Genomic DNA, 18,743 nt, shown 5'->3' with positions numbered 1-18,743 from the left:
GACGGTCACTCCTGGGGGGCGGCTTCTGCCGGTTCGGGGGGTTCGGGCGGCGCAGGCGGCTTGGGATAGTCGATATGGCCCAGACCCACCGTCTGCCCGGCCTCGCGCGGGATCAGTTGCAGGCGGTCGAAGTTCAGGTCCACAAGTTCGCGCAGGCGCTCGGGCCGGTTGAGATAGGCCCATTCGGCGCGCAGGACGCCCAGATCCTCCCGCAGTCCGGCGATTTCCCGCTGGATCTGGCTCATCTCTCCGATGGCGGCCTGGGTGCGATAATTCTCGCGATAGGCCCAGAAGGCCAGGCCCATCACCAGAAGCACACAGGCCAGATAGGTCAGGGGACGCATCAATGCCCCCCTTTCGGCAGGCGCGGCATGGCCAGGGCGTCCGCTTCGACGGATCCTGCGGGGGCATCGGTGCGGATCGCCACGCGCAGCAGGGCGGACCGGGCACGCGGATTCGCGGCCTCCTCCTCGGGGTCGGGGCCGATGGCGCGACGGAAGGGCATGGTGAAGGCCGGGGGCGCGGTTTCCTGCACGGGCGCATAGCGGCTGCCCCCGCCCGCGCTGTTCGACCGCGCCTGCATGAAGCGCTTGACGATCCGGTCCTCCAGCGAATGGAAGCTGACCACGGCCAGCTTGCCGCCGGGCTTCAAGGCGCGTTCGGCCGCGGACAGGCCATCGACCAGTTGCCGGAATTCGTCGTTCACCCAGATGCGGATCGCCTGGAAGCTGCGGGTGGCAGGGTGGCTTTGGCCGGGCTTGGGGCGGGGCAGGCAGGACGCCACGACCTCGGCCAGATGGGCCGTGCGGGTCAGCGGGCGTGCGGCGACGATGGCGCGGGCAATGCGGCGGGCGGCCCGTTCCTCGCCATAGTGATACAGCACGTCGGCGATCACGGCTTCCTCGGCCGTGTTCAGCAGATCGGCGGCGGATGGCCCGGCCTGTTCCATCCGCATGTCCAGCGGCCCGTCGCGCAGGAAGGAAAAACCCCGTTCCGCCAGATCAAGCTGCATCGAGCTGACGCCCAGATCCAGCACCACGCCGTCCAGCGATTCGCCTGCAAGTTGATCGAGATCGGAAAACGTTCCCTCAACCAGCCGCAGCCGGTCGCCGTATTCGCCGGCCCAGCTTGCCGCCATGTCGAAGACCAGCGGATCGCGATCCACGCCGATTACCCGGTCCGCCCCGGCTTCCAGCAGCCCGCGGGAATAGCCCCCTGCCCCGAAGGTGCCGTCCAGCCAGACCCCGGATACGGGTGCCACCGCGCGAAGCAGCGGCGCAAGAAGAACGGGCACATGCGATTCGGCCATTGCCTAACCCTCGTCTGCCTGATCGAGGAAGGACCGCGGATCGAATTCCGGGCCGTGCTGGGTGGTGAAATCCTCCAGCGCGGTGACATCCTTGGGCCGGGAATCAGGATGATAAACCTGGATATAGTCGCCGCGCGATTCGAAGATCGTCTCGGAACCCTCGGTAAAGCCAAGTTTCTCGCGCAGTTTCTGCGGCAGCACCAGACGGCCTTCCTTGTCGATTTCCAGATCGGTGGACTGGCCGTTCATCAGCATTTCCAGCCAGCGGCGCTGCGGGGAACCGCGCGTCAGCTTGTCGATCTGCTGGTCGATCTCCTCGATGGCCTCGATCGTGTAAAGCTCGATCCAGTTCCACCAGTCGGGGCCATAGACGGCCACCAATTGCGTGCGTCCGGTATTGGCGGTGGCGAAGCCGGGATCGCCGGCATCGAATACGCGGCGCAGCCGGGCGGGAACGGACATCCGTCCCTTGCCATCGACCTTGACGGATTCAGTGCCTCTGAACTTCCGCGCCACTCTGGCCCTGCCTCACTGTCCGTTCTTCCGGTTGCCCGAAAGAGAAAGGGCGGACCGGGCTGCTGCCACTGCCCGATCCGCCGCCCTCGTTCCCACGTCGCGACCCCGTTTTGGGGTCCGTCCTTGTCATGCGCCACCTGGGGGAGGTGCTGCTCGCGCATGCGGACGGCTTTGTTGGAAAACGGACGCCTGTATGAAAGCCTGCTTCGCCCTTGGGGTCTTGATCGCCCCTTTACTGCCCGTTTTCGTGATCTGGTTGTGGCATGGGAATTCATGGGAAGCAATGGAATTCTGCGCCCTGTGAGGAAGCCAAAACGCGAACGGCGGATTGTCGCAGACCTGTGGCAAAACAGAAACGAATCTGTTGCGGCCCAACACCTTGGGCGACGTTTCCCGATTCTCCTCTAGATATAGGCACCTAACATTTGTTGTCTGCGCTAATGATGGCTAGGTCCTTCTGTTTCCACACAAAAAGCTGTTGCCACTTATCCACAGAAAAGAACAAAGAGCCTGTTCGCCGTTCACAAACCATCACGCCAGCGTGAGCAGTGGGGGAAATGGCCAGTTTGCTGGCCATTCCCGTGCATTCCCAGGGTGACCCGTCAGGCGACCCCGTCCTGGATCAGCCGCTGGGCCAGACGGCCATAGGCCTGGGCGGTTGCACCTTCTCCCATTGCCACGGGGCGTCCCGAATCGCCTGCCAGACGCACCTCCAGTTCCAGGGGCAGTTCCCCCAGAAACGGCAGGCCCAGTTCCCGCGCCTCGGAGGCCACGCCGCCATGACCGAACAAGTGCGCCTCGTGACCGCAGTTCGGGCAGACATAGGTGGACATGTTCTCCACAAGGCCCAGGACCGGTGCCTTCAGCTTGTTGAACATGTCGATGGCGCGTCGCGCATCCAGCAGCGCCACGTCCTGCGGCGTGGACACGATGACGGCCCCGGTCACGGCGGCCTTCTGGCACAGGCTCAGCTGCACGTCGCCGGTGCCGGGCGGCAGGTCGATCAGCAGCACGTCCAGCTCGCCCCAGTTCACCTGCTGCAACATCTGCTGCATGGCGCCCATCAGCATGGGTCCGCGCCAGACCACGGCCTCGCCCTCCTTCAGCATCAGGCCGATGGACATCATCGTGACGCCATGCGCGTGCAGGGGTTCGATGTGCTGGCCGTCGGGACTGGCCGGCCGACCCGACACCCCCATCATGCGCGGCTGCGAGGGACCATAGATATCGGCGTCCAGCAGCCCCACCCGGCGTCCCGCGCGTGCCAATGCCACCGCCAGGTTCGAGGTGACGGTGGATTTGCCCACTCCGCCCTTGCCGGATCCGATGGCGACGATGTTCCTGACGCCGGGAATCGGCTGTGGCCCGGCCTGCCCAGTCGGATGGCGCCCGATCTGCAAGGACGGCGCCGCGCCCGACGAACGGACCGGTTGTCCCTGCGGCTTGCCCGCAGGGGCGGTCATGACGATCTGGACACGCCCGATCCCGGGCAGCGCCTCCAATCGGCGCTTCGCCTCGGCCTCCACGGGCGCAAGGCTGCGCGCGACGCCCGCATCCGCCACCTCAAGCACGAATCGGACAGTGTCGCCCTCGACCGTAAAAGCCCGCACCAGATCCGCTTTTTCCAGGGTCCGGCCATCCGGCAGAACGATATCAGAGATTTCCCTAAGGGCAGTTTCGCGGTTCACGGACATGTCAAGGACCTTTTGATTGGTTTACGGCAACATGGTTCAGTCGGCCCCTGGCATCAACCACCCGCCGCAATATGCGGCATCTTGACCGCCGCACCCCGAAAGCCGCCGGTTTTTGCAGCGCGGCGTGATCGCTAACGATCAAGAACTGTCACCTTCCTGACACAATTCTTAACAGGATCTCCAAGGGATGACCTTGCAGTCATGCGAATGCTGCATGGCAGCAATCCGAAAGGAGTCATTGTGCAAGCGCAGCATTAGCGCCATCTTGGGGACATCGAAAGGCGCCGGGCCAATCCGGGCAAGGCGCAGATGCTGAACGAAGGAATACATCATGGCTGCCGTCGCCCAAACCCACAACGCCGCTGCCGCTTCCGGCCTGATCGGCCGTTTGATGGTTGCGATCCAGCACATGCAGGAAAACCGCGCCCGCCGTGCGATCTATCGCCAGACGGTTCGCGAACTGAACGTGCTGACCAACCGTGACCTGGCCGATCTGGGCATCAACCGCGCGATGATCGGTCGCCTGGCCCATGAAGCGGCCTGGGGCACGAAATAAGATACCCTTTCCGCTTCCCCTCCTCCTCCCTGGGACGCGGGAACTGGCGGCATCCTCTCTCCTCCTCCCCTGAGGATGCCGCCCCAAAGACAGCGCTGGAACCCATCTCCTCCCTCGGGGTTCAGCGACAGGCGGCGGCCCTCTCTCCTCCCAATCGGGGCCGCCGCAAAAATCACATAGCCGCCTTGTTCTGCGGCACCGGAATACGGCCCGCCCCCTCCTCCTCCGATACGGGGCGCGTGCTGTCTGCGGCGAAGCCCCTCCTCCTCCCGGCTGAGCCGCACCCTACATAGCCGCCCTGATCGCGGCACCCGAACGCGACGGACCCCTCCTCCCATTGGTCCGGTCGTTGGCGGCAATGGCCTTCTCCTCCCTCCCGGCCTTGCCGCACCCCATGCGCGGCCCTCCCTCCTCCCTGGGCCAGCGTTACGGCGGCGCCCCTCCTCCTCCCTGGGCGCCGCCGCTTTCATAGCCGCCCTGATCGCGGCACCCGAATGCGACGGACCCCCTCCTCCCAATTGGTCCGGTCATTGGCGGCAAAGGCCCTCTCCTCCTCCCTGGCCTTGCCGCACCCCAAACGCGGCCCCTCCCTCCTCCCTGGGCCAGCGTTCCGCGGCGGCGCCCCTCCTCCTCCCTGGGCGCCGCCGCTTTTCGTTTCAGACCCAGGAACTGCGCCCCAAGGGCCGCGTTGTCGCGGCACAGCCATGGGGATCGGCATGACCAAATTCCGCGTCGGATCGAAGGTCGAATGGGACTGGGGCAAGGGCACCGCCAGCGGCAAGACCGCCCAATCCTTCACCGAACCGGTCGAGCGGACCATCAAGGGCAGCAAGATCAAGCGCAACGCCGAGCCGGACAATCCCGCCTATCTGATCGAACAGGACGACGGCGACCGGGTGCTGAAAAGCCATTCCGAACTGCGCAAGGCGACATAGCCCTTTTCCCGTCGGACGGCGCGGGCTAAGGGCCGGTCATGCTCAGCTATCAACACGCCTATCACGCGGGCAACCTGGCCGACTTGCACAAGCACGCGCTGCTGGCGACGGCATTGGATTACCTGACGCGCAAGGACAAGCCGCTGTCCTATCTGGAAACCCACGCCGGACGCGGGCTTTACCGGCTGGACGGCGCCGAGGCCACGAAGACCGGAGAGGCGCGTGCGGGTATCCAGCGGGCCGAAGCCGAAGGATGGCTGCCGCCGGGACATCCGCTGCTGGACGCCTTGGCCCAGATCCGCCGCAGTCATGGCCCGCAGGCCTATCCCGGGTCGCCGCTGATCGCCGCGCATTTCCTGCGCCGGGGCGATTCCGCGCATCTGGCGGAACTGCACCCTGCCGAACACGAGGCGCTGATGCATGTGGCGGGCTTTGCCACCTTGCACCGGCAGGACGGCTTCCAGATGGCGCAGGCTGTCTGCCCGCCGACCCCCCGGCGGGGCCTGATCCTGATCGACCCCAGTTACGAGGTGAAGGCGGATTATGCCGCCATTCCCCGCCAGATCGGTTTGATCGCGCGCAAATGGAATGTGGGCGTGATCGCCCTGTGGTATCCGATCCTGACCGATGCCCGCCATGTCCCGATGCTGACCGCGCTGATGACAGCTTACCCCGACGCGCTGCGGTCCGAGGTGTCGTTCCCGCCTGCCCGTGCCGGCCATTCGATGGTCGGATCGGGCCTGTGGGTCCTGAACCCGCCGTTCGGGCTGGACGAAGAAGCCGCCCGAATCGAAGACATCTTCCGCCGGAACGCCTGATCGGGGGATTCCCCTGCCCTGCGCCCTGTGGCATGATCCCGCAGCAAACCCAGAACGGCCCGTCCATGTCGCAGCGTCTTTCCATCAGCGCCACCGTGCTTCTGGCCTTGGCCGTCGCCCTGGGCCTCTATTTCGCCTTCGCCGCCGTGCAAGGTCCATCGGGCATCCTGCGCCGCATCCAGATCGAGGCTGAAACCGTGGAACTTCAGGCGGAACGCGACAAGCTGAAGTCCCAGGTGCAGGAAATGCAGAACCTGACGCGGCGCATGTCCGACGAATACCTGGATCTCGATCTGCTGGACGAACGCGCCCGAGAGGTGCTGGGCCTGATCCGCGCTGACGAGGTGATCCTGCGCTGACGCCGCGTCATTCTGCGGCGTCGTTCGCGGATTGCACCCGTTTTCCCGATACGCTACGGATAGTTTAACGCTGAACTATTCTGACCGCGCTTTGAGGAGGACCCCCCGCATGGCCAGGAAGCCTGCCCCCGCAACCGAGACAGCGGCCACCGATGTGCCGTCGAATGTCTCTCGCGACGAGCTGCTGCAATATTACCGCGACATGCTGCTGATCCGCCGTTTCGAGGAAAAGGCAGGCCAGTTGTATGGCATGGGCCTGATCGGCGGCTTCTGCCACCTGTATATCGGGCAGGAAGCGGTCGTCGTGGGGCTGGAAGCGGCCACCAAGGAAGGCGACAAGCGCATCACCTCCTATCGCGACCACGGCCACATGCTGGCCTGCGGCATGTCCGCGCGGGGCGTGATGGCCGAACTGACCGGGCGCGAGGGGGGCTACTCCAAGGGCAAGGGCGGCTCGATGCACATGTTCAGCCGCGAGAAGCATTTCTATGGCGGGCACGGCATTGTCGCCGCGCAGGTGCCGCTGGGCGCGGGCCTGGCTTTTGCCGACAAGTATCTGGGCAATGACAACGTGACCTTCGCCTATTTCGGCGACGGCGCCGCCAACCAGGGCCAGGTCTACGAGACCTACAACATGGCCGTGCTGTGGGACCTGCCGGTCATCTTCGTGATCGAGAACAACCAGTATGCGATGGGCACCTCGATGAAGCGGTCCACGCGTTCGACCACGCTGTTCGGGCGGGGCGAGGCTTTCGGCATCCCCGGCGAACAGGTGGACGGCATGGACGTGCTGGCCGTCAAGGCCGCGGGCGAAAAGGCCGTGGCGCACTGCCGCGCGGGCAAGGGGCCCTATATCCTGGAAGTCATGACCTACCGTTACCGCGGCCATTCCATGTCCGACCCGGCGAAATACCGCACGCGCGAGGAAGTGCAGAAGATGCGCGACGAACGCGACGCCATCGAGCATGTCCGCGAACTGCTGCTGCAGGGCAAGCACGCGTCCGAGGATGACCTGAAGGCCATCGACAAGGACATCAAGGACATCGTGAACGATTCGGCGGAATTCGCAAAGGAAAGCCCCGAGCCCGCGCTCGAGGAACTCTGGACCGACATCTATGCCGAAGACCTGCCCCAGGGCAGCGCCGAAGAACACGCCTGAGGGAGGGTTGAACGAATGGCTACTGAAATCCTGATGCCCGCCCTGTCGCCGACCATGGAGGAAGGCACGCTGGCGAAATGGCTGAAGCAGGAGGGCGACGCCGTGAAGGCGGGCGACATCATCGCCGAGATCGAGACCGACAAGGCCACGATGGAGTTCGAGGCCGTGGATGAAGGCATCTTGGGCAAGATCCTGATCGCCGAAGGCTCTCAGGGTGTGAAGGTGAACACCCCCATCGCCGTGCTGGTCGAGGAAGGCGAATCCGCCGACGACGTGAAGACCGAGGCACCCAAGACTGAGGCTGCGCCCGCCGAGGCGAAATCCGAAGCCCCTGCCGCGTCGGCTGTCGAGCAGGTCAAGACGCCCGAACCCGACCGCAGCCCCGACTGGCCTGAGGGCACCAAGATGAAGACCATGACCGTGCGGGAAGCCCTGCGCGAGGCCATGGCCGAGGAGATGGAGCGCGACGAGACCGTCTTCCTGATGGGCGAGGAAGTGGGCGAATACCAGGGCGCATACAAGATCAGCCAAGGCCTGCTGGACCGCTTCGGCCCGCGCCGCGTCGTCGATACCCCGATCAGCGAGATCGGCTTTGCAGGCATCGGCACCGGCGCGGCCCTTGCCGGCCTTCGTCCCATCGTCGAGTTCATGACCTTCAACTTCGCCATGCAGGCGATGGACCACATCATCAACTCGGCCGCCAAGACGCTGTATATGTCGGGGGGCCAGATGGGCTGTCCCATCGTCTTCCGCGGCCCCAACGGCGCCGCCGCCCGCGTAGCCGCCCAGCACAGCCAGGATTATGCCGCCTGGTATGCGGCGATCCCCGGCCTGAAGGTGGTGATGCCCTATTCGGCAGCCGACGCGAAAGGCCTGATGAAGCAGGCCATCCGCGACCCGAACCCGGTGATCTTCCTGGAAAACGAGATCCTCTATGGCCGGTCCTTCGAAGTCCCGGATCTGCCGGACTTCACCATCCCCTTCGGCAAGGCCCGCATCGCGCGCACCGGCAAGGACGTGACGATCATCAGCTTCGGCATCGGCATGGCCCATGCGCTGGAAGCCGCCGACAAGCTGGCCCAGGACGGGATCGAGGCCGAGGTGATCGACCTGCGCACCCTGCGCCCCATCGACTATGGCACCATCATCGAATCGGTGAAGAAGACCAACCGCTGCGTCACGGTCGAGGAAGGCTTCCCCGTGGGGTCCATCGGCAACCACTTGTCGGCCTATATCATGGAAAACGCCTTCGATTACCTGGACGCGCCCGTGATCAACTGCACCGGCAAGGACGTGCCCATGCCCTATGCCGCCAACCTGGAAAAGCACGCGCTGATCACGCCCGCCGAGGTTGTCGAAGCCGTGAAAAAAGTCACCTACCGCTAAGGGGAACGCGTCATGCCGACAGAAATCCTGATGCCCGCGCTCTCCCCGACGATGGAGGAAGGCACCCTGGCCAAATGGCTGGTCAAGGAAGGCGACACCGTGAAATCCGGCGACATCATCGCCGAGATCGAGACCGACAAGGCCACTATGGAATTCGAGGCCGTCGATGAAGGCACCATCGGCAAGCTGCTGGTGGCCGAAGGCAGCGCGGGGGTGAAGGTCAACACCCCCATCGCCGTACTGCTGGAGGAAGGCGAGGATGCCTCGGCCGCCGCTTCGGCGCCCGCCAAGGCTGCGCCCGCGACCGCGGTGCCCGCAGCCGAGGAAAAGGCTGCCGCCGAAAAAGGCTATGGCGGCCCCATCGGCGCGCCCGTGGCCGGTGACGCCGGTGCATCGAAAGCTGCGCCCGCCAAGGCCGATGGCGGAAACCGCATCTTCGCATCGCCCCTTGCCCGCCGTATCGCCGCCGAAAAGGGCATCGACCTTTCCGGCATCACCGGCACCGGCCCTCGTGGCCGCATCGTCAAGGCCGATGTCGAAGGCGCCAAGCCCAGCGCGGCCAAGCCCGCCGCAAGCCCCACTGGCGCACCGGCAGCCGCCGCCCCTGCCCCCGCCGCCGCGCAGGCGCCGAAAGGCCCCTCGGCCGATGCGATCCTCAAGATGTATGCGGATCGCGAGACCGAGGAGGTGCAGCTTGACGGCATGCGCCGCACCATCGCCGCGCGCTTGTCCGAGGCCAAGCAGACCATCCCGCATTTCTATCTGCGCCGGTCGGCCAAGCTGGACGCGCTGATGGAATTCCGCGCCATGCTGAACAAGCAGCTTGAATCGCGCGGCGTGAAGCTGTCGGTCAACGACTTCGTCATCAAGGCCTCCGCCCTGGCCCTGCAACAGGTGCCCGATGCCAATGCCGTCTGGGCGGGCGACCGCATCCTGAAGCTGAAGCCGTCCGACGTCGCGGTGGCCGTTGCCATCGAGGGTGGGCTGTTCACCCCGGTCCTGAAGGACGCGCATCAGAAGACGCTTTCCGCCCTGTCTGCGGAAATGAAGGACCTCGCCAGCCGCGCCAAGTCGAAGAAGCTCGCCCCCCACGAATACCAGGGCGGCAGCTTCGCGATCTCGAATCTCGGCATGTTCGGGATCGAGAACTTCGACGCGGTCATCAACCCGCCGCACGGCGCGATCCTCGCCGTCGGCGCGGGCATCCAGACCCCCGTCGTGGAAAAGGGAGAGGTCGTGGTCCGCAACGTCATGTCCATGACGCTGTCCGTCGATCACCGGGTCATCGACGGCGCCCTTGGCGCGCAGCTTCTGGAAGCCATCGTCACCCATCTGGAAAACCCGATGGGGATGCTGGCCTGAGACAGTTCAGGAAAAACGGAAGGGGCGCCTCGGAAGCGCCCCATCTTTCTTCTGTGCATAAATATCCTCGGGGGGTCCGGGGGGCGAAGCGCCCCCGGCCACCGCGGGACGCAATCAGCGCAGCGCGTCCTCGATGGCACCGACAAAGGCGTCCAGGTCGTCCGGCTTGCGGCTGGTGATGATGCCGCCGTCCACCACCACCTTCTCGTCCACCACCTCGGCGCCGGCATTCTTCATGTCGGTGCGGATCGATTCATAGCTGGTCAGGCGCTTGCCCTTGGCCAGCCCCGCCTCGGCCAGAAGCCAGGGGGCATGGCAGATCGCGGCGACCGGCTTTTCCGCATCGGCAAAGCTGCGGATCAGGGCGATGGCCGACTGGTCCGTGCGCAGGTTGTCCGGGTTGATGACGCCGCCGGGCAGGACCAGGATGTCGTATTCCCCCGCGCCGACATCCGCGATCGCCTTGTCGGCGGTCACCGGCTTGCCCCAGTCGTCCTTGTCCCAGGCCTTGATCTCGCCCGCCTTCGGGGCGGCGATATCGACCTGATGGCCCGCATCCTTCAGCTTTTCCAGCGGCACGAACAGTTCCGACTGCTCGAACCCGTCCGATGCCATGATCAGAACCTTTGCCATGAACGGCCTCCTTTCGTGTCAGCCCACCCAATGCAAGGTCCGGTGCGAAGTTCCCTTACTCCGCCGGTTGACGGGGCCGGTTGACGCCGACGCGCCGGGCGATCCAGCCGGTCAAACGCCCCTGCCCCCCATGGATCAGGGAAAACAGCGCGGGCACGAACAGCAGCGACAGGACGGTGGACAACAGCAGCCCGCCGATTACCGCAATGGCCATAGGCGCGCGGAACTCGCCCCCCTCGCCCGTCGCCAGGGCGGACGGGATCATCCCCGCGCTCATGGCGATGGTGGTCATGACGATGGGGCGGGCGCGCTTGTGGACCGCGTCCAGGATCGCGTCCTTCTTGGCCACCCCGCGCTCGATGGCCGTCAGCGCGAATTCCACCAGCATGATCGAGTTCTTGGTGACGATCCCCATCAGCATCAGGAAGCCGATCACCACCGCCATGCTGATCGAATGACCCGTCACGAACAGCGCCAGGATCGCGCCGCCAATGGCAAGCGGCAGCGACAGCAGGATCGACACCGGCGTGATGAAGTTATGGAACAACAGCACCAGCACGACATAGACCAGCAGCACCCCCGCCCCCATCGCCGTGCCGAAGGCCCCGAAGACCTCGCCCATGATCTCGGCATCGCCCGAGGGTTGGATGCGGGTGCCGGGGGGCAGTTCGATCCGGGCCTGCAACTCGGCGACCTGGGCGCTGACGGGGCCCAGCAACTGCCCGTCGGCCAGATTGGCGCTGACCGTGGTCTGGAACTGCCGGTCATAGCGCCCGATCTCGGTTGCGCCGGCCGACAGGGTGACGTCGGCCACGGCCCCCAGCGGCACCTGCCCGGCCGAGGAATTGACCCGCAGGTTCTGCACCGTCACCAGGTCGGCCCGGGCGTCGGCGTTCAGGCGCACGACGATGGGGATCTGTTCGTCGCCCGCGTTGAACTTGGCCAGGTTCGCCTCGACATCGCCCAGCGTCGCCACGCGCAGCGTCGTCGCCATGTCGCTGGCCGAGACGCCAAGCTGCGCCGCCACATCCGCGCGCGGCGTGATCTGGATCTCGGGCCGTTGCAGGCGGGCCGTGGTCGTCACGTTCTCAAGCGAGGGAAGCTCTGCCATCGCCGTTGCCAGCCGTTCGGCCGCCAGGGCCGCGCCGTCTTCGGTGGTGCCAAGGACATTGATGGTCAGGTCGTTCTGGCCGTTCTCGTTCTGGAAGTTGATGCGCATGTCGGCGGTGCCGGACAGGCGCTGCTTCAGCTCCTCCTCCAGCACGAATTGCGACCGTTCTCGCGTTTCCTTCTTGCCATAGTTGATCATCACCCGCGCCTCGGTCACGTCGGACCCGTCGCTATAGACGAAGACCGACTGCACCTCGGGCACCTCGTCGATCTGCGCCGACAGGCGGCGGGCGGCGTCCTCGGTGTCGTTGATGGTCGCGCCGGGGGGCAGTTCGACCTGGATCTGGCTGCGGCCGATGTCGGATGCCGGGATGAACTCGGTCGGCAGCAGGGTCGCGGAATAGATGGATCCCGCGAAGATCCCCACCCCGGTCAGCAGCGTCAGCCCGCGATGGCGCATGGTCCAGCCGACGACGCGCATCAGGGCGCGCATCACGAAGCCATCGCTTGCCTCGGTGCCGTGGACGGTGCCGCGCATCAGATAGGCGGCCATCATCGGCGTGATGATCCGCGCCACCAGCAGCGAAAACAGGACCGAGACCGCGACCGTCAGCCCGAACTGCTTGAAATACTGCCCCGGAATCCCGCCCATGAAGCTGACCGGCGCAAAGACCGCGACGATGGAAAAGCTGATCGCGATCACCGTCAGGCCGATCTCGTTGGCGGCTTCCTCGCTGGCCTCGTATGGGGGCACGCCCATGCCGATATGGCGGACGATGTTCTCGATCTCGACGATGGCGTCATCGACCAGGATGCCGGTGACCAGCGTGATGCCCAGCAGGCTGATGCCGTTCAGCGTGAAGCCCAGCCAGTGCATCACGAAAAAGGTCGGGATGATCGACAGAGGCAGCGCCACGGCTGCGACAAGGGTGGCGCGCCAGTTGCGCAGGAACAGGAAAACCACGATCACCGCCAAGGCCGCGCCTTCGTACAGCGTGTGCATCGCGCTTTTGTAGCTGGCCTCGGTATAGGTGGTCGCGTCGTCGATCAGGCTGATGCGGACATTGGGATAGCGGTCGGCGATCTGCGCCAGCCGTTCCTTGGCCGCGTTCCCCGCCCCCAGATCCGAGGCGCCTGTGGTGCGATAGATGCCGAAGGCCACGACCGGCTGGCCGTCCAGCAGGGCGAAGCTGCGTTCCTCGGCCGGGCCGTCGATCACCTGGCCCAACTGGTCCAGCCGGATCGTGCGCCCCTCCGCGATGCTGATCGGCGCCCCGGCAAGCTGTTCGACGCTGTCCGCCGCGCCCAGGGTGCGGATCGAGTATTCGCGCCCCGCCAGATCGCCGCGCCCGCCGCCCAGGTCGATGTTGCGGGCGCGAAGCTGGTTCGAGACATCCGCCGCCGTCAGCCCGTGGGCCAACAGCCGGTCGGGATCCAGCTCGACCTTGATCTCTCGCGCGGCGCCGCCGATGCGGCTGGTCTTGCCGACACCGTCCACGATGGACAACTCGCGCCCGATCACGTCGTCCACGAACTTCGACAAGGATTCAAGCGACTGGGCCGGGTCGCTGACCGCATAGGTCAGGATCGGCATCCCCGTGACGTCCAGCCGCTGCACCAATGGTTCGTTGATGCTTTCGGGCAATTGCTGGCGGACGTTCGACACCGCGTCCTTGATGTCGTTGACGGCCCGGTCGCTGTTCGTTTCCAGCTCGAACTCGACCACGATCACGGCGGCGCTGTCCGTCGCGGTCGAGGTGATGTGGCGCACACCGGTCACGGATGCGATGCTGTCCTCGACCGGCTGCAGAACCTGGCTGGTCAGTTCGGACGGCGCGGCGCCGGGCTGGTTGATGGTGACCTGCACCAAGGGCAGGTCGATGTTGGGCATTGCCGTGACCGGCAGGCGGTTGAAGCTGTAAAGCCCGACGATCAACAGGACCAGGAAGATCGCGACGGGCGGGACTGGATGGCGGATCGACAGGGTCGCGAAGTTCATGGCCGGTCCCCTTCGGCGGCCACCGGGCGGACCTGGTCGCCGGTGCGGAAGAAGGCGCCGGACCGGGCGATCACCTGTTCGCCTTGCGCCAGTCCCTCGATGATTTCGCGCCGCCCATCCCACAGCAGGCCCGCGCGGATGGGACGGGTTTCGACCATGCTGTCCTTGACGACCTGCACACGTTCGCCGCTGTCATCCGCCAGAACCGCCGAGGCCGGAACCGTCACCGCCTGCCGTCGGTCGGTGATGACCCAGCCGCTGGCAAACTGGCCGATGCGGATGGCCGTGCCGTCATCCAGCGCGATCCGCATGATCCCCAGCCGCGTCACCGGATCGACCGATGCCGGGACCAGCCTCACCGTCCCGGCTACCGTCCCCACGCCCGCCACGGTGATTTCGGCCGGGTCGCCTACCTTCAGGCGGCCAAGCGCGGTTTCGATCACCTCGGCCGACATCTCGACCGCGCCATCCGCCAGCAGGACGAACAGCGCATCCCCGCCCCCGCCGGCCAGGGCGCCCAGTTCCGCGTTGCGCGTCACCACCACTCCGGCCACGGGCGCGGTGATGGTGGCCCGCTCAAGGTTCAATTCGGCAATCCGCCGCGAAGCCTCGGCCTGGGCCAGGGCGGCACGGGCGACGGCCAGCCCATCGGCCGCCGATGCCGCCTGGGCGCGGGCATTCGCCTCGGCGGCGATGGCGTCATCCAGGGCGGATTGGGATGCGGTGCCCCCTTGACGCAACTGGCGCACCCGTTCCAGGATCGACTGCGCTTGCGTCAGCAGGGCATCGGCGCTGTCGATGGTGCTTTGCGCCTGCCCCACGCTGGCTTCGGCCCGCAGATATTCCGCGCGCGCCTGTTCCAGTTGCGCCGACAGCGTGTCGGTGGACAGCCGGGCCAGAACCTGGCCCTTGGTCACGCTGTCGCCCGCCTCGACCAGGATTTCGGTGATTTCCGGCCCGGATACCTGGGGAAAGACCTGCACCAGTTGCCGCGCGACGATGCTGCCCGATACCGGCACGCGGGCCTGAACCTCGGCCTGCGAGGCGGCTTCGACGGTCACGGCGGGTGCGACACGCGCCGGTGCCTCGGATGCGGTTGCGGCCTCGTTGGCCGATGCGGACAGCGGCAAGGCCATTGCAAGAAAAAAGGCGAAAGCAACGCGCATGAGACAGACTGCCATGATGATCTGCCGGCAAGATAGGTGTTCATCAGGCCGGCAACAACGCGCCTGCGCGATGCTGCCTAGAAGTTGACCGTGACGCCGGGCAGGTTCAGTTCCGCAAACAGGTCGCGCAGTTCCTGCCGCGCGGCGATGTTGGACATCGACAACTGTTCGGTGCCGATGTCCTTCAGGTCCAGCAGCGTCAGCCCGCGCGGGAAAAGTTCGCGGAAGATGACGCGTTCCGAAAACCCCGGCGCCACGCGGAACCCGATGCGCTTGGACAGCGTCTGCAACGCCCCGCCGACCTTGCGCTTGTTGTGCATCTGCTGCGTGCCAAGGCGGTTGCGCAGCACCAGCCAGTCGATCGGTCCCGCCCCCGCCTGGGCCCGCATCTGCCGCGCCGCCCAGACCATTTCCGCATAGATCGAGGGGCCGAGGATCTTGCCCTCGGGCGACAGGCGCGCCAGCAGGTCGAAATCGACGAAGCTGTCGTTCATCGGCGTGATCAGCGTGTCGGCAAGGGTATGGGCCATCTGGCTCAGCTTCGTGTGCGAACCGGGACAGTCCAGCAGGATGAAATCGCAGGACTTCTCCAATTCGGTTAGGGCGGGCGTCAGCGGGTCGCCGCCCTCGCCCATGGTGCCGATCACGGGCATGGGCAGATCCAGCCCCTCGCGCTGCAGGAAATGGGCGCGGTTTTCCAGGTAACGGGCAAAGCTGCGCTGGCGCACGTCCAGATCCAGTCCCCCGACACGGTGGCCCATTCGGACAAGCGCCGTCGCCACATGCATCGAGGTGGTGGACTTGCCCGAACCACCCTTTTCGTTGCCCACAACGATGATATGCGCCACGAAGCCGCCCCTTGTCGGTCCCTTGTCGCGCGGACCCTAGCGGGGCGGCCCTGCGAAGGAAAGGATCCTGGACAGAACGCCGCCCGGCTGATGCCACAATGCCGCGCCTGCCCTTATCGTCATGTTCCGACGGGCGAAACAATCACGACCATCATGGTAGATTTTTCTTGCAGGAAAGGGCCGCTTCTGTCCTAATGTCCTCAAGCCAAGCACGGGAAAGGGAGAACCCGCCATGACCCCGAATTTCATCACCGGCCTTGCCCTGTCCGTCCCCACCGCCGTTGTCAGCCCCGCCGCGCTTTGGCAGGACGATCTTCCGGCGCATCGCCGGGCATCGGATTACGCCACCATCGCCATCGGTGCGCGCCAGCAGGCTCAGGGACCGATCGTCCGCCGCCTGCGCGACGGCCGCGTCAGCATCGAGGCAGGGGGCCGCGTCCTGACAGGACACGCGGTCGCGCCAAGGCCCGCCCCCGGCCTTTGGGCGCGCATCAGCGCAGCGATGTCCTGACGGCAGGCTCGTCGGTCTTCAACAGCAAGGCCAGGGCACCCACCGTGGCCAGGATGCCGGGCAGCATCACGGCGCCGGGCATTCCCTGTCCCAGTGCGGCTTCCAGCCCGATTACCCACAGCGGCGTCAGATAGGTATAGGCCATGACCTTTGCGGCGGGCAGGCGCATCGCCGCGTATTGAACCAGCAGCGTGGTGAAGGCGCTGGCGAAGACAGCGACATAGAAGATCGTGATCCAGACGATCGCGGGAAGCTGTCCCCAGTCCGTCGAGACCAGCGCGTCCCAGCCCCACACCGCGGTCAGGATGCCGCCCGCCACCAATGTCCCAAGACTGGAAATCAGCGGCCCTTCGTTCCGGCTGAGCCTGCGGACCAGGGCCGCGTAAAGGGCGTGCAACGCGCAACCGATGAAATAGATCGCCTCGCCCCGGCCGATTTCCAGCCGCATCAGTGCCGCCGAGTCGCCGCGAAAGATCACCCACAGCGCCCCTGCCCCGCCCAGCGCCAGGGCAAGCGCAAGATGCCCAGTCATCCGCTGGTTCAGCAGAAGCCAGCCAAACCCCGCCGCCATGATCGGCGTCAGCGTGAAGACCGCGCTTGCCGCGACAGCGGGGGCGGTCTTCAACCCTTCGAACATCAGGACGAAATACCCGGCAAAGGCGCCGCCCAGCAGAAGGTAACGCCACGGCGCCTCGATCAGGGCGCGCGGGCGGCCCCGCCCCGGTATCGCCAGTGTGATTCCCGCCAGCACACCGGCGGCGATGACGAAGCGCGCGACCGTGATCGCCGCTGGGTCGATCAGGTTCGCAGCCCTGACGCCCAGGGAAAACGATCCCGCGACCAGCGCCGAGAACAGCAGCATGGCCGCATGGCCGCGCAGGGCCTCGGTGCGGTTCACGCGCGGCCCAGCATGTAGAATTCGTCGTTGGCGCGGAAATCGCCTGCATTGGCCATGCGGTTCGACATGCCGAAAAAGGCCGCGATGGCGCCGATGTCCCAGATTTCGTCGGCGTCGAAGCCGGCGTCGCGCAACGCCTGGTGGTCGGAATCGCCGATCTGGTGGGCCGCGACCGTCACCTTTTCGGCATAGGCCAGCATCGCCCGCTGCCGGTCGGTCAGATCCGCCTTGCGCCAGTTGATCGCCACCTGGTCGGCGATCAGCGGGTTCTTGGCGCGGATGCGCAGGATCGCGCCATGGGCCACCACGCAATACTGGCAGTTGTTGATGCCGCTGACCGCGACCACGATCATTTCCCGTTCCGCCTTGGTCAGGCCGATGTCCTTGTCCATCAGCGCCTGGTGATAGGCGAAGAAGGCGCGGAATTCGTCGGGACGGTGCGCCAGGGCCAGGAAGACATTGGGCACGAAGCCCGACTTCTCGGCCACCTTGGCGATGGCGTCCTGCATGTCCTGCGGCAGGGTTTCAAGGTCGGGCACGGCAAAGCGGCTGATGGGATGGGTCATGGGGTTCCTCCGATGCGGCCACCTTGGCCTGCGGCTTGCAGGCTGTGAAGGGGTCATGCGTCGCGCAGCGCCGCCACGGCCGCTTGCACCTTGGGCGTGCGGTGCAGATCGACATGCGTGACCAGCCACAGCCGCGATTCCCATTCGGGCAGGGCCATCACCTCGACCAGTCCCTCGGCGCGGGACGGCGACAGGGGGCCAATCGCAAGGCCCGCGCGGATCACGGCTTCGCGTGCGGATTCGTCATTGGCGGTGATGACGATCTGCCGCGGGTCCACACGGTCCTGCAACCAGCGCATCAGCGGCGCATTGCGGGCCTGCGGACCCATCAGGGCCAGGCGATGCCCGTCGATCCCCGCCACCTCTCCGTGCAAAGCGACATAGGCAGGGGCGGCATAGACCGGATGGCGCAGCGTGCCCATCGGACGGACGACATAGTCCGGTTCCGTCGGCTGGCTGCCCGCGCGGATCGCGACATGCGCTTCGCCCGCGTCCAGACGGAACAGGCGCACGTCGGTCAGATAGTTCACCCTCAATCCCGGATGCTGGCGCATCAGGCGGATCAGTCGAGGCATGACCACATCGGCCAGTTCGGGAAGCGAGGTCACGACCAGTTCCCCCTCGATCCGGTCACCTCCGCCCGCGATCTGCGCGGTCAACTGGGCAAAGCGTTCATCCGCGTCGCCCGCGACCTTCAGCATCGCCTGTCCCGCCTCGGTCAGGGCATAGCCCCGGGGATGCCGCTGGAACAGCTTGACGCCAAGCTGTGCTTCCAGCCCGTCGATGCGGCGGATGACGGTGGCGTGGTGGACACCCAGGGCCTCGGCCGCGCCGCTGACGGTGCCGCTGCGCGCCACGGCCAGCGCAATGCGAAGATCGTCCCAACTGTCAATCGTCATGTGCATCTCCGCACAGATA

General features: G+C 65.9%; 19 protein-coding genes. 8 read left to right on the top strand and 11 right to left on the bottom strand.

Going from position 1 to position 18,743, the window contains the following annotated elements:
• Positions 1-5: 5 nt before the first annotated feature.
• The 4 genes from ftsL to IEX25_RS03035 all read right to left on the bottom strand — a co-directional run bounded on the left by ftsL (position 6) and on the right by IEX25_RS03035 (position 3,519).
• On the bottom strand, positions 6-344 hold the full coding sequence (ftsL, locus tag IEX25_RS03050; protein ID WP_188713955.1) for a cell division protein FtsL: 339 nt from the start codon (positions 342-344) through the stop codon (positions 6-8).
• A complete protein-coding gene (rsmH, locus tag IEX25_RS03045; protein ID WP_188713954.1) occupies positions 344-1,309 on the bottom strand; it encodes a 16S rRNA (cytosine(1402)-N(4))-methyltransferase RsmH in 966 nt (321 codons plus the stop codon). Before rsmH ends, ftsL begins: the two co-directional genes overlap by 1 nt.
• 3 nt (positions 1,310-1,312) lie before the next feature.
• Positions 1,313-1,825 (bottom strand): division/cell wall cluster transcriptional repressor MraZ, encoded by a 513-nt coding sequence (locus tag IEX25_RS03040; RefSeq protein WP_103174753.1) that lies wholly within the window; start codon positions 1,823-1,825, stop codon positions 1,313-1,315.
• A gap of 602 nt (positions 1,826-2,427) precedes the next feature.
• On the bottom strand, positions 2,428-3,519 hold the full coding sequence (locus IEX25_RS03035; protein WP_188713953.1) for an Mrp/NBP35 family ATP-binding protein: 1,092 nt from the start codon (positions 3,517-3,519) through the stop codon (positions 2,428-2,430).
• Positions 3,520-3,850: 331 nt separating this feature from the next.
• Here IEX25_RS03035 and IEX25_RS03030 point away from each other — a divergent pair, with 331 nt between their 5' ends.
• The 7 genes from IEX25_RS03030 to IEX25_RS03000 all read left to right on the top strand — a co-directional run bounded on the left by IEX25_RS03030 (position 3,851) and on the right by IEX25_RS03000 (position 10,094).
• Positions 3,851-4,075: a DUF1127 domain-containing protein gene (locus IEX25_RS03030; RefSeq protein WP_229664998.1), complete on the top strand. Its 225-nt coding sequence runs from the start codon at positions 3,851-3,853 to the stop codon at positions 4,073-4,075.
• 716 nt (positions 4,076-4,791) lie between these two features.
• Entirely contained in the window at positions 4,792-5,010 is a 219-nt protein-coding gene (locus IEX25_RS03025) for a hypervirulence associated TUDOR domain-containing protein (RefSeq protein ID WP_188713952.1), read from the top strand.
• Between the two features lie 38 nt (positions 5,011-5,048).
• Positions 5,049-5,828: a 23S rRNA (adenine(2030)-N(6))-methyltransferase RlmJ gene (locus tag IEX25_RS03020; protein ID WP_188713951.1), complete on the top strand. Its 780-nt coding sequence runs from the start codon at positions 5,049-5,051 to the stop codon at positions 5,826-5,828.
• Positions 5,829-5,893: 65 nt separating this feature from the next.
• Positions 5,894-6,187, top strand: a complete 294-nt coding sequence (locus IEX25_RS03015) for an FtsB family cell division protein (RefSeq protein WP_103174756.1) — start codon at positions 5,894-5,896, stop codon at positions 6,185-6,187.
• A gap of 109 nt (positions 6,188-6,296) precedes the next feature.
• The gene (gene pdhA / locus IEX25_RS03010) at positions 6,297-7,346 is read left to right on the top strand and encodes a pyruvate dehydrogenase (acetyl-transferring) E1 component subunit alpha (RefSeq protein ID WP_188713950.1); all 1,050 of its coding nucleotides are present in this window, start codon (positions 6,297-6,299) and stop codon (positions 7,344-7,346) included.
• A 15-nt stretch (positions 7,347-7,361) separates the two neighbouring features.
• On the top strand, positions 7,362-8,732 hold the full coding sequence (locus IEX25_RS03005) for a pyruvate dehydrogenase complex E1 component subunit beta (RefSeq protein WP_188713949.1): 1,371 nt from the start codon (positions 7,362-7,364) through the stop codon (positions 8,730-8,732).
• A gap of 12 nt (positions 8,733-8,744) precedes the next feature.
• On the top strand, positions 8,745-10,094 hold the full coding sequence (locus IEX25_RS03000) for a pyruvate dehydrogenase complex dihydrolipoamide acetyltransferase (protein WP_188713948.1): 1,350 nt from the start codon (positions 8,745-8,747) through the stop codon (positions 10,092-10,094).
• A 114-nt stretch (positions 10,095-10,208) separates the two neighbouring features.
• On the opposite strand, the gene IEX25_RS02995 is transcribed toward IEX25_RS03000, so the two are convergent.
• From IEX25_RS02995 to IEX25_RS02980, 4 genes are all read right to left on the bottom strand, one after another.
• Positions 10,209-10,727 carry a type 1 glutamine amidotransferase domain-containing protein gene (locus IEX25_RS02995; RefSeq protein ID WP_188713947.1) on the bottom strand — a complete coding sequence of 173 codons (519 nt, stop codon included), beginning with the start codon at positions 10,725-10,727 and terminating at the stop codon, positions 10,209-10,211.
• 55 nt (positions 10,728-10,782) lie between these two features.
• Positions 10,783-13,836, bottom strand: coding sequence for an efflux RND transporter permease subunit (locus IEX25_RS02990; protein WP_188713946.1), 3,054 nt, complete (start codon positions 13,834-13,836; stop codon positions 10,783-10,785).
• Complete coding sequence (locus IEX25_RS02985) at positions 13,833-15,017, bottom strand: efflux RND transporter periplasmic adaptor subunit (RefSeq protein WP_188713945.1); 1,185 nt, start codon at positions 15,015-15,017, stop codon at positions 13,833-13,835. The genes IEX25_RS02990 and IEX25_RS02985 overlap by 4 nt, the downstream gene beginning before the upstream one ends.
• Before the next feature lie 62 nt (positions 15,018-15,079).
• Positions 15,080-15,850 (bottom strand): division plane positioning ATPase MipZ, encoded by a 771-nt coding sequence (locus IEX25_RS02980; RefSeq protein ID WP_188713944.1) that lies wholly within the window; start codon positions 15,848-15,850, stop codon positions 15,080-15,082.
• Positions 15,851-16,082: 232 nt separating this feature from the next.
• On the opposite strand from IEX25_RS02980, the gene IEX25_RS02975 reads away from it, so the two are divergent.
• Positions 16,083-16,361, top strand: coding sequence for a hypothetical protein (locus IEX25_RS02975; RefSeq protein WP_188713943.1), 279 nt, complete (start codon positions 16,083-16,085; stop codon positions 16,359-16,361).
• On the opposite strand, the gene IEX25_RS02970 is transcribed toward IEX25_RS02975, so the two are convergent.
• Genes IEX25_RS02970 through IEX25_RS02960 form a run of 3 tightly spaced genes read right to left on the bottom strand, consistent with a single transcriptional unit; the run spans position 16,342 to position 18,724 of the window.
• Positions 16,342-17,223, bottom strand: coding sequence for a DMT family transporter (locus IEX25_RS02970; protein WP_188714005.1), 882 nt, complete (start codon positions 17,221-17,223; stop codon positions 16,342-16,344). The genes IEX25_RS02975 and IEX25_RS02970 overlap by 20 nt on opposite strands.
• 32 nt (positions 17,224-17,255) lie before the next feature.
• Positions 17,256-17,825 carry a peroxidase-related enzyme gene (locus IEX25_RS02965; RefSeq protein ID WP_188713942.1) on the bottom strand — a complete coding sequence of 190 codons (570 nt, stop codon included), beginning with the start codon at positions 17,823-17,825 and terminating at the stop codon, positions 17,256-17,258.
• Between the two features lie 53 nt (positions 17,826-17,878).
• Positions 17,879-18,724, bottom strand: a complete 846-nt coding sequence (locus IEX25_RS02960; protein WP_103172320.1) for a LysR family transcriptional regulator — start codon at positions 18,722-18,724, stop codon at positions 17,879-17,881.
• Positions 18,725-18,743: the final 19 nt, after the last annotated feature.

It is taken from the genome of Paracoccus acridae (assembly GCF_014642735.1).
Taxonomy (GTDB): Bacteria; Pseudomonadota; Alphaproteobacteria; order Rhodobacterales; family Rhodobacteraceae; genus Paracoccus; species Paracoccus acridae.
Note: the sequence above shows the minus strand (reverse complement) of the source record. Positions and strands in the feature narration are given on the sequence as shown.

Bases quoted from the DNA above. Each gene is read 5' to 3' on its own strand.
- rsmH (WP_188713954.1), bottom strand. From the start codon at position 1,309: ATGGCCGAATCGCATGTGCCCGTTCTTCTTGCGCCGCTGCTTCGCGCG.
- IEX25_RS03020 (WP_188713951.1), top strand. From the start codon at position 5,049: ATGCTCAGCTATCAACACGCCTATCACGCGGGCAACCTGGCCGACTTG.
- IEX25_RS02960 (WP_103172320.1), bottom strand. From the start codon at position 18,724: ATGACGATTGACAGTTGGGACGATCTTCGCATTGCGCTGGCCGTGGCG.
- IEX25_RS02985 (WP_188713945.1), bottom strand. From the start codon at position 15,017: ATGGCAGTCTGTCTCATGCGCGTTGCTTTCGCCTTTTTTCTTGCAATG.
- ftsL (WP_188713955.1), bottom strand. From the start codon at position 344: ATGCGTCCCCTGACCTATCTGGCCTGTGTGCTTCTGGTGATGGGCCTG.
- IEX25_RS02970 (WP_188714005.1), bottom strand. From the start codon at position 17,223: ATGCTGCTGTTCTCGGCGCTGGTCGCGGGATCGTTTTCCCTGGGCGTC.
- IEX25_RS03015 (WP_103174756.1), top strand. From the start codon at position 5,894: ATGTCGCAGCGTCTTTCCATCAGCGCCACCGTGCTTCTGGCCTTGGCC.
- IEX25_RS02975 (WP_188713943.1), top strand. From the start codon at position 16,083: ATGACCCCGAATTTCATCACCGGCCTTGCCCTGTCCGTCCCCACCGCC.
- IEX25_RS03030 (WP_229664998.1), top strand. From the start codon at position 3,851: ATGGCTGCCGTCGCCCAAACCCACAACGCCGCTGCCGCTTCCGGCCTG.
- IEX25_RS02995 (WP_188713947.1), bottom strand. From the start codon at position 10,727: ATGGCAAAGGTTCTGATCATGGCATCGGACGGGTTCGAGCAGTCGGAA.
- IEX25_RS03000 (WP_188713948.1), top strand. From the start codon at position 8,745: ATGCCGACAGAAATCCTGATGCCCGCGCTCTCCCCGACGATGGAGGAA.
- IEX25_RS03035 (WP_188713953.1), bottom strand. From the start codon at position 3,519: ATGTCCGTGAACCGCGAAACTGCCCTTAGGGAAATCTCTGATATCGTT.
- IEX25_RS02965 (WP_188713942.1), bottom strand. From the start codon at position 17,825: ATGACCCATCCCATCAGCCGCTTTGCCGTGCCCGACCTTGAAACCCTG.
- IEX25_RS03005 (WP_188713949.1), top strand. From the start codon at position 7,362: ATGGCTACTGAAATCCTGATGCCCGCCCTGTCGCCGACCATGGAGGAA.
- IEX25_RS03025 (WP_188713952.1), top strand. From the start codon at position 4,792: ATGACCAAATTCCGCGTCGGATCGAAGGTCGAATGGGACTGGGGCAAG.
- IEX25_RS02990 (WP_188713946.1), bottom strand. From the start codon at position 13,836: ATGAACTTCGCGACCCTGTCGATCCGCCATCCAGTCCCGCCCGTCGCG.
- pdhA (WP_188713950.1), top strand. From the start codon at position 6,297: ATGGCCAGGAAGCCTGCCCCCGCAACCGAGACAGCGGCCACCGATGTG.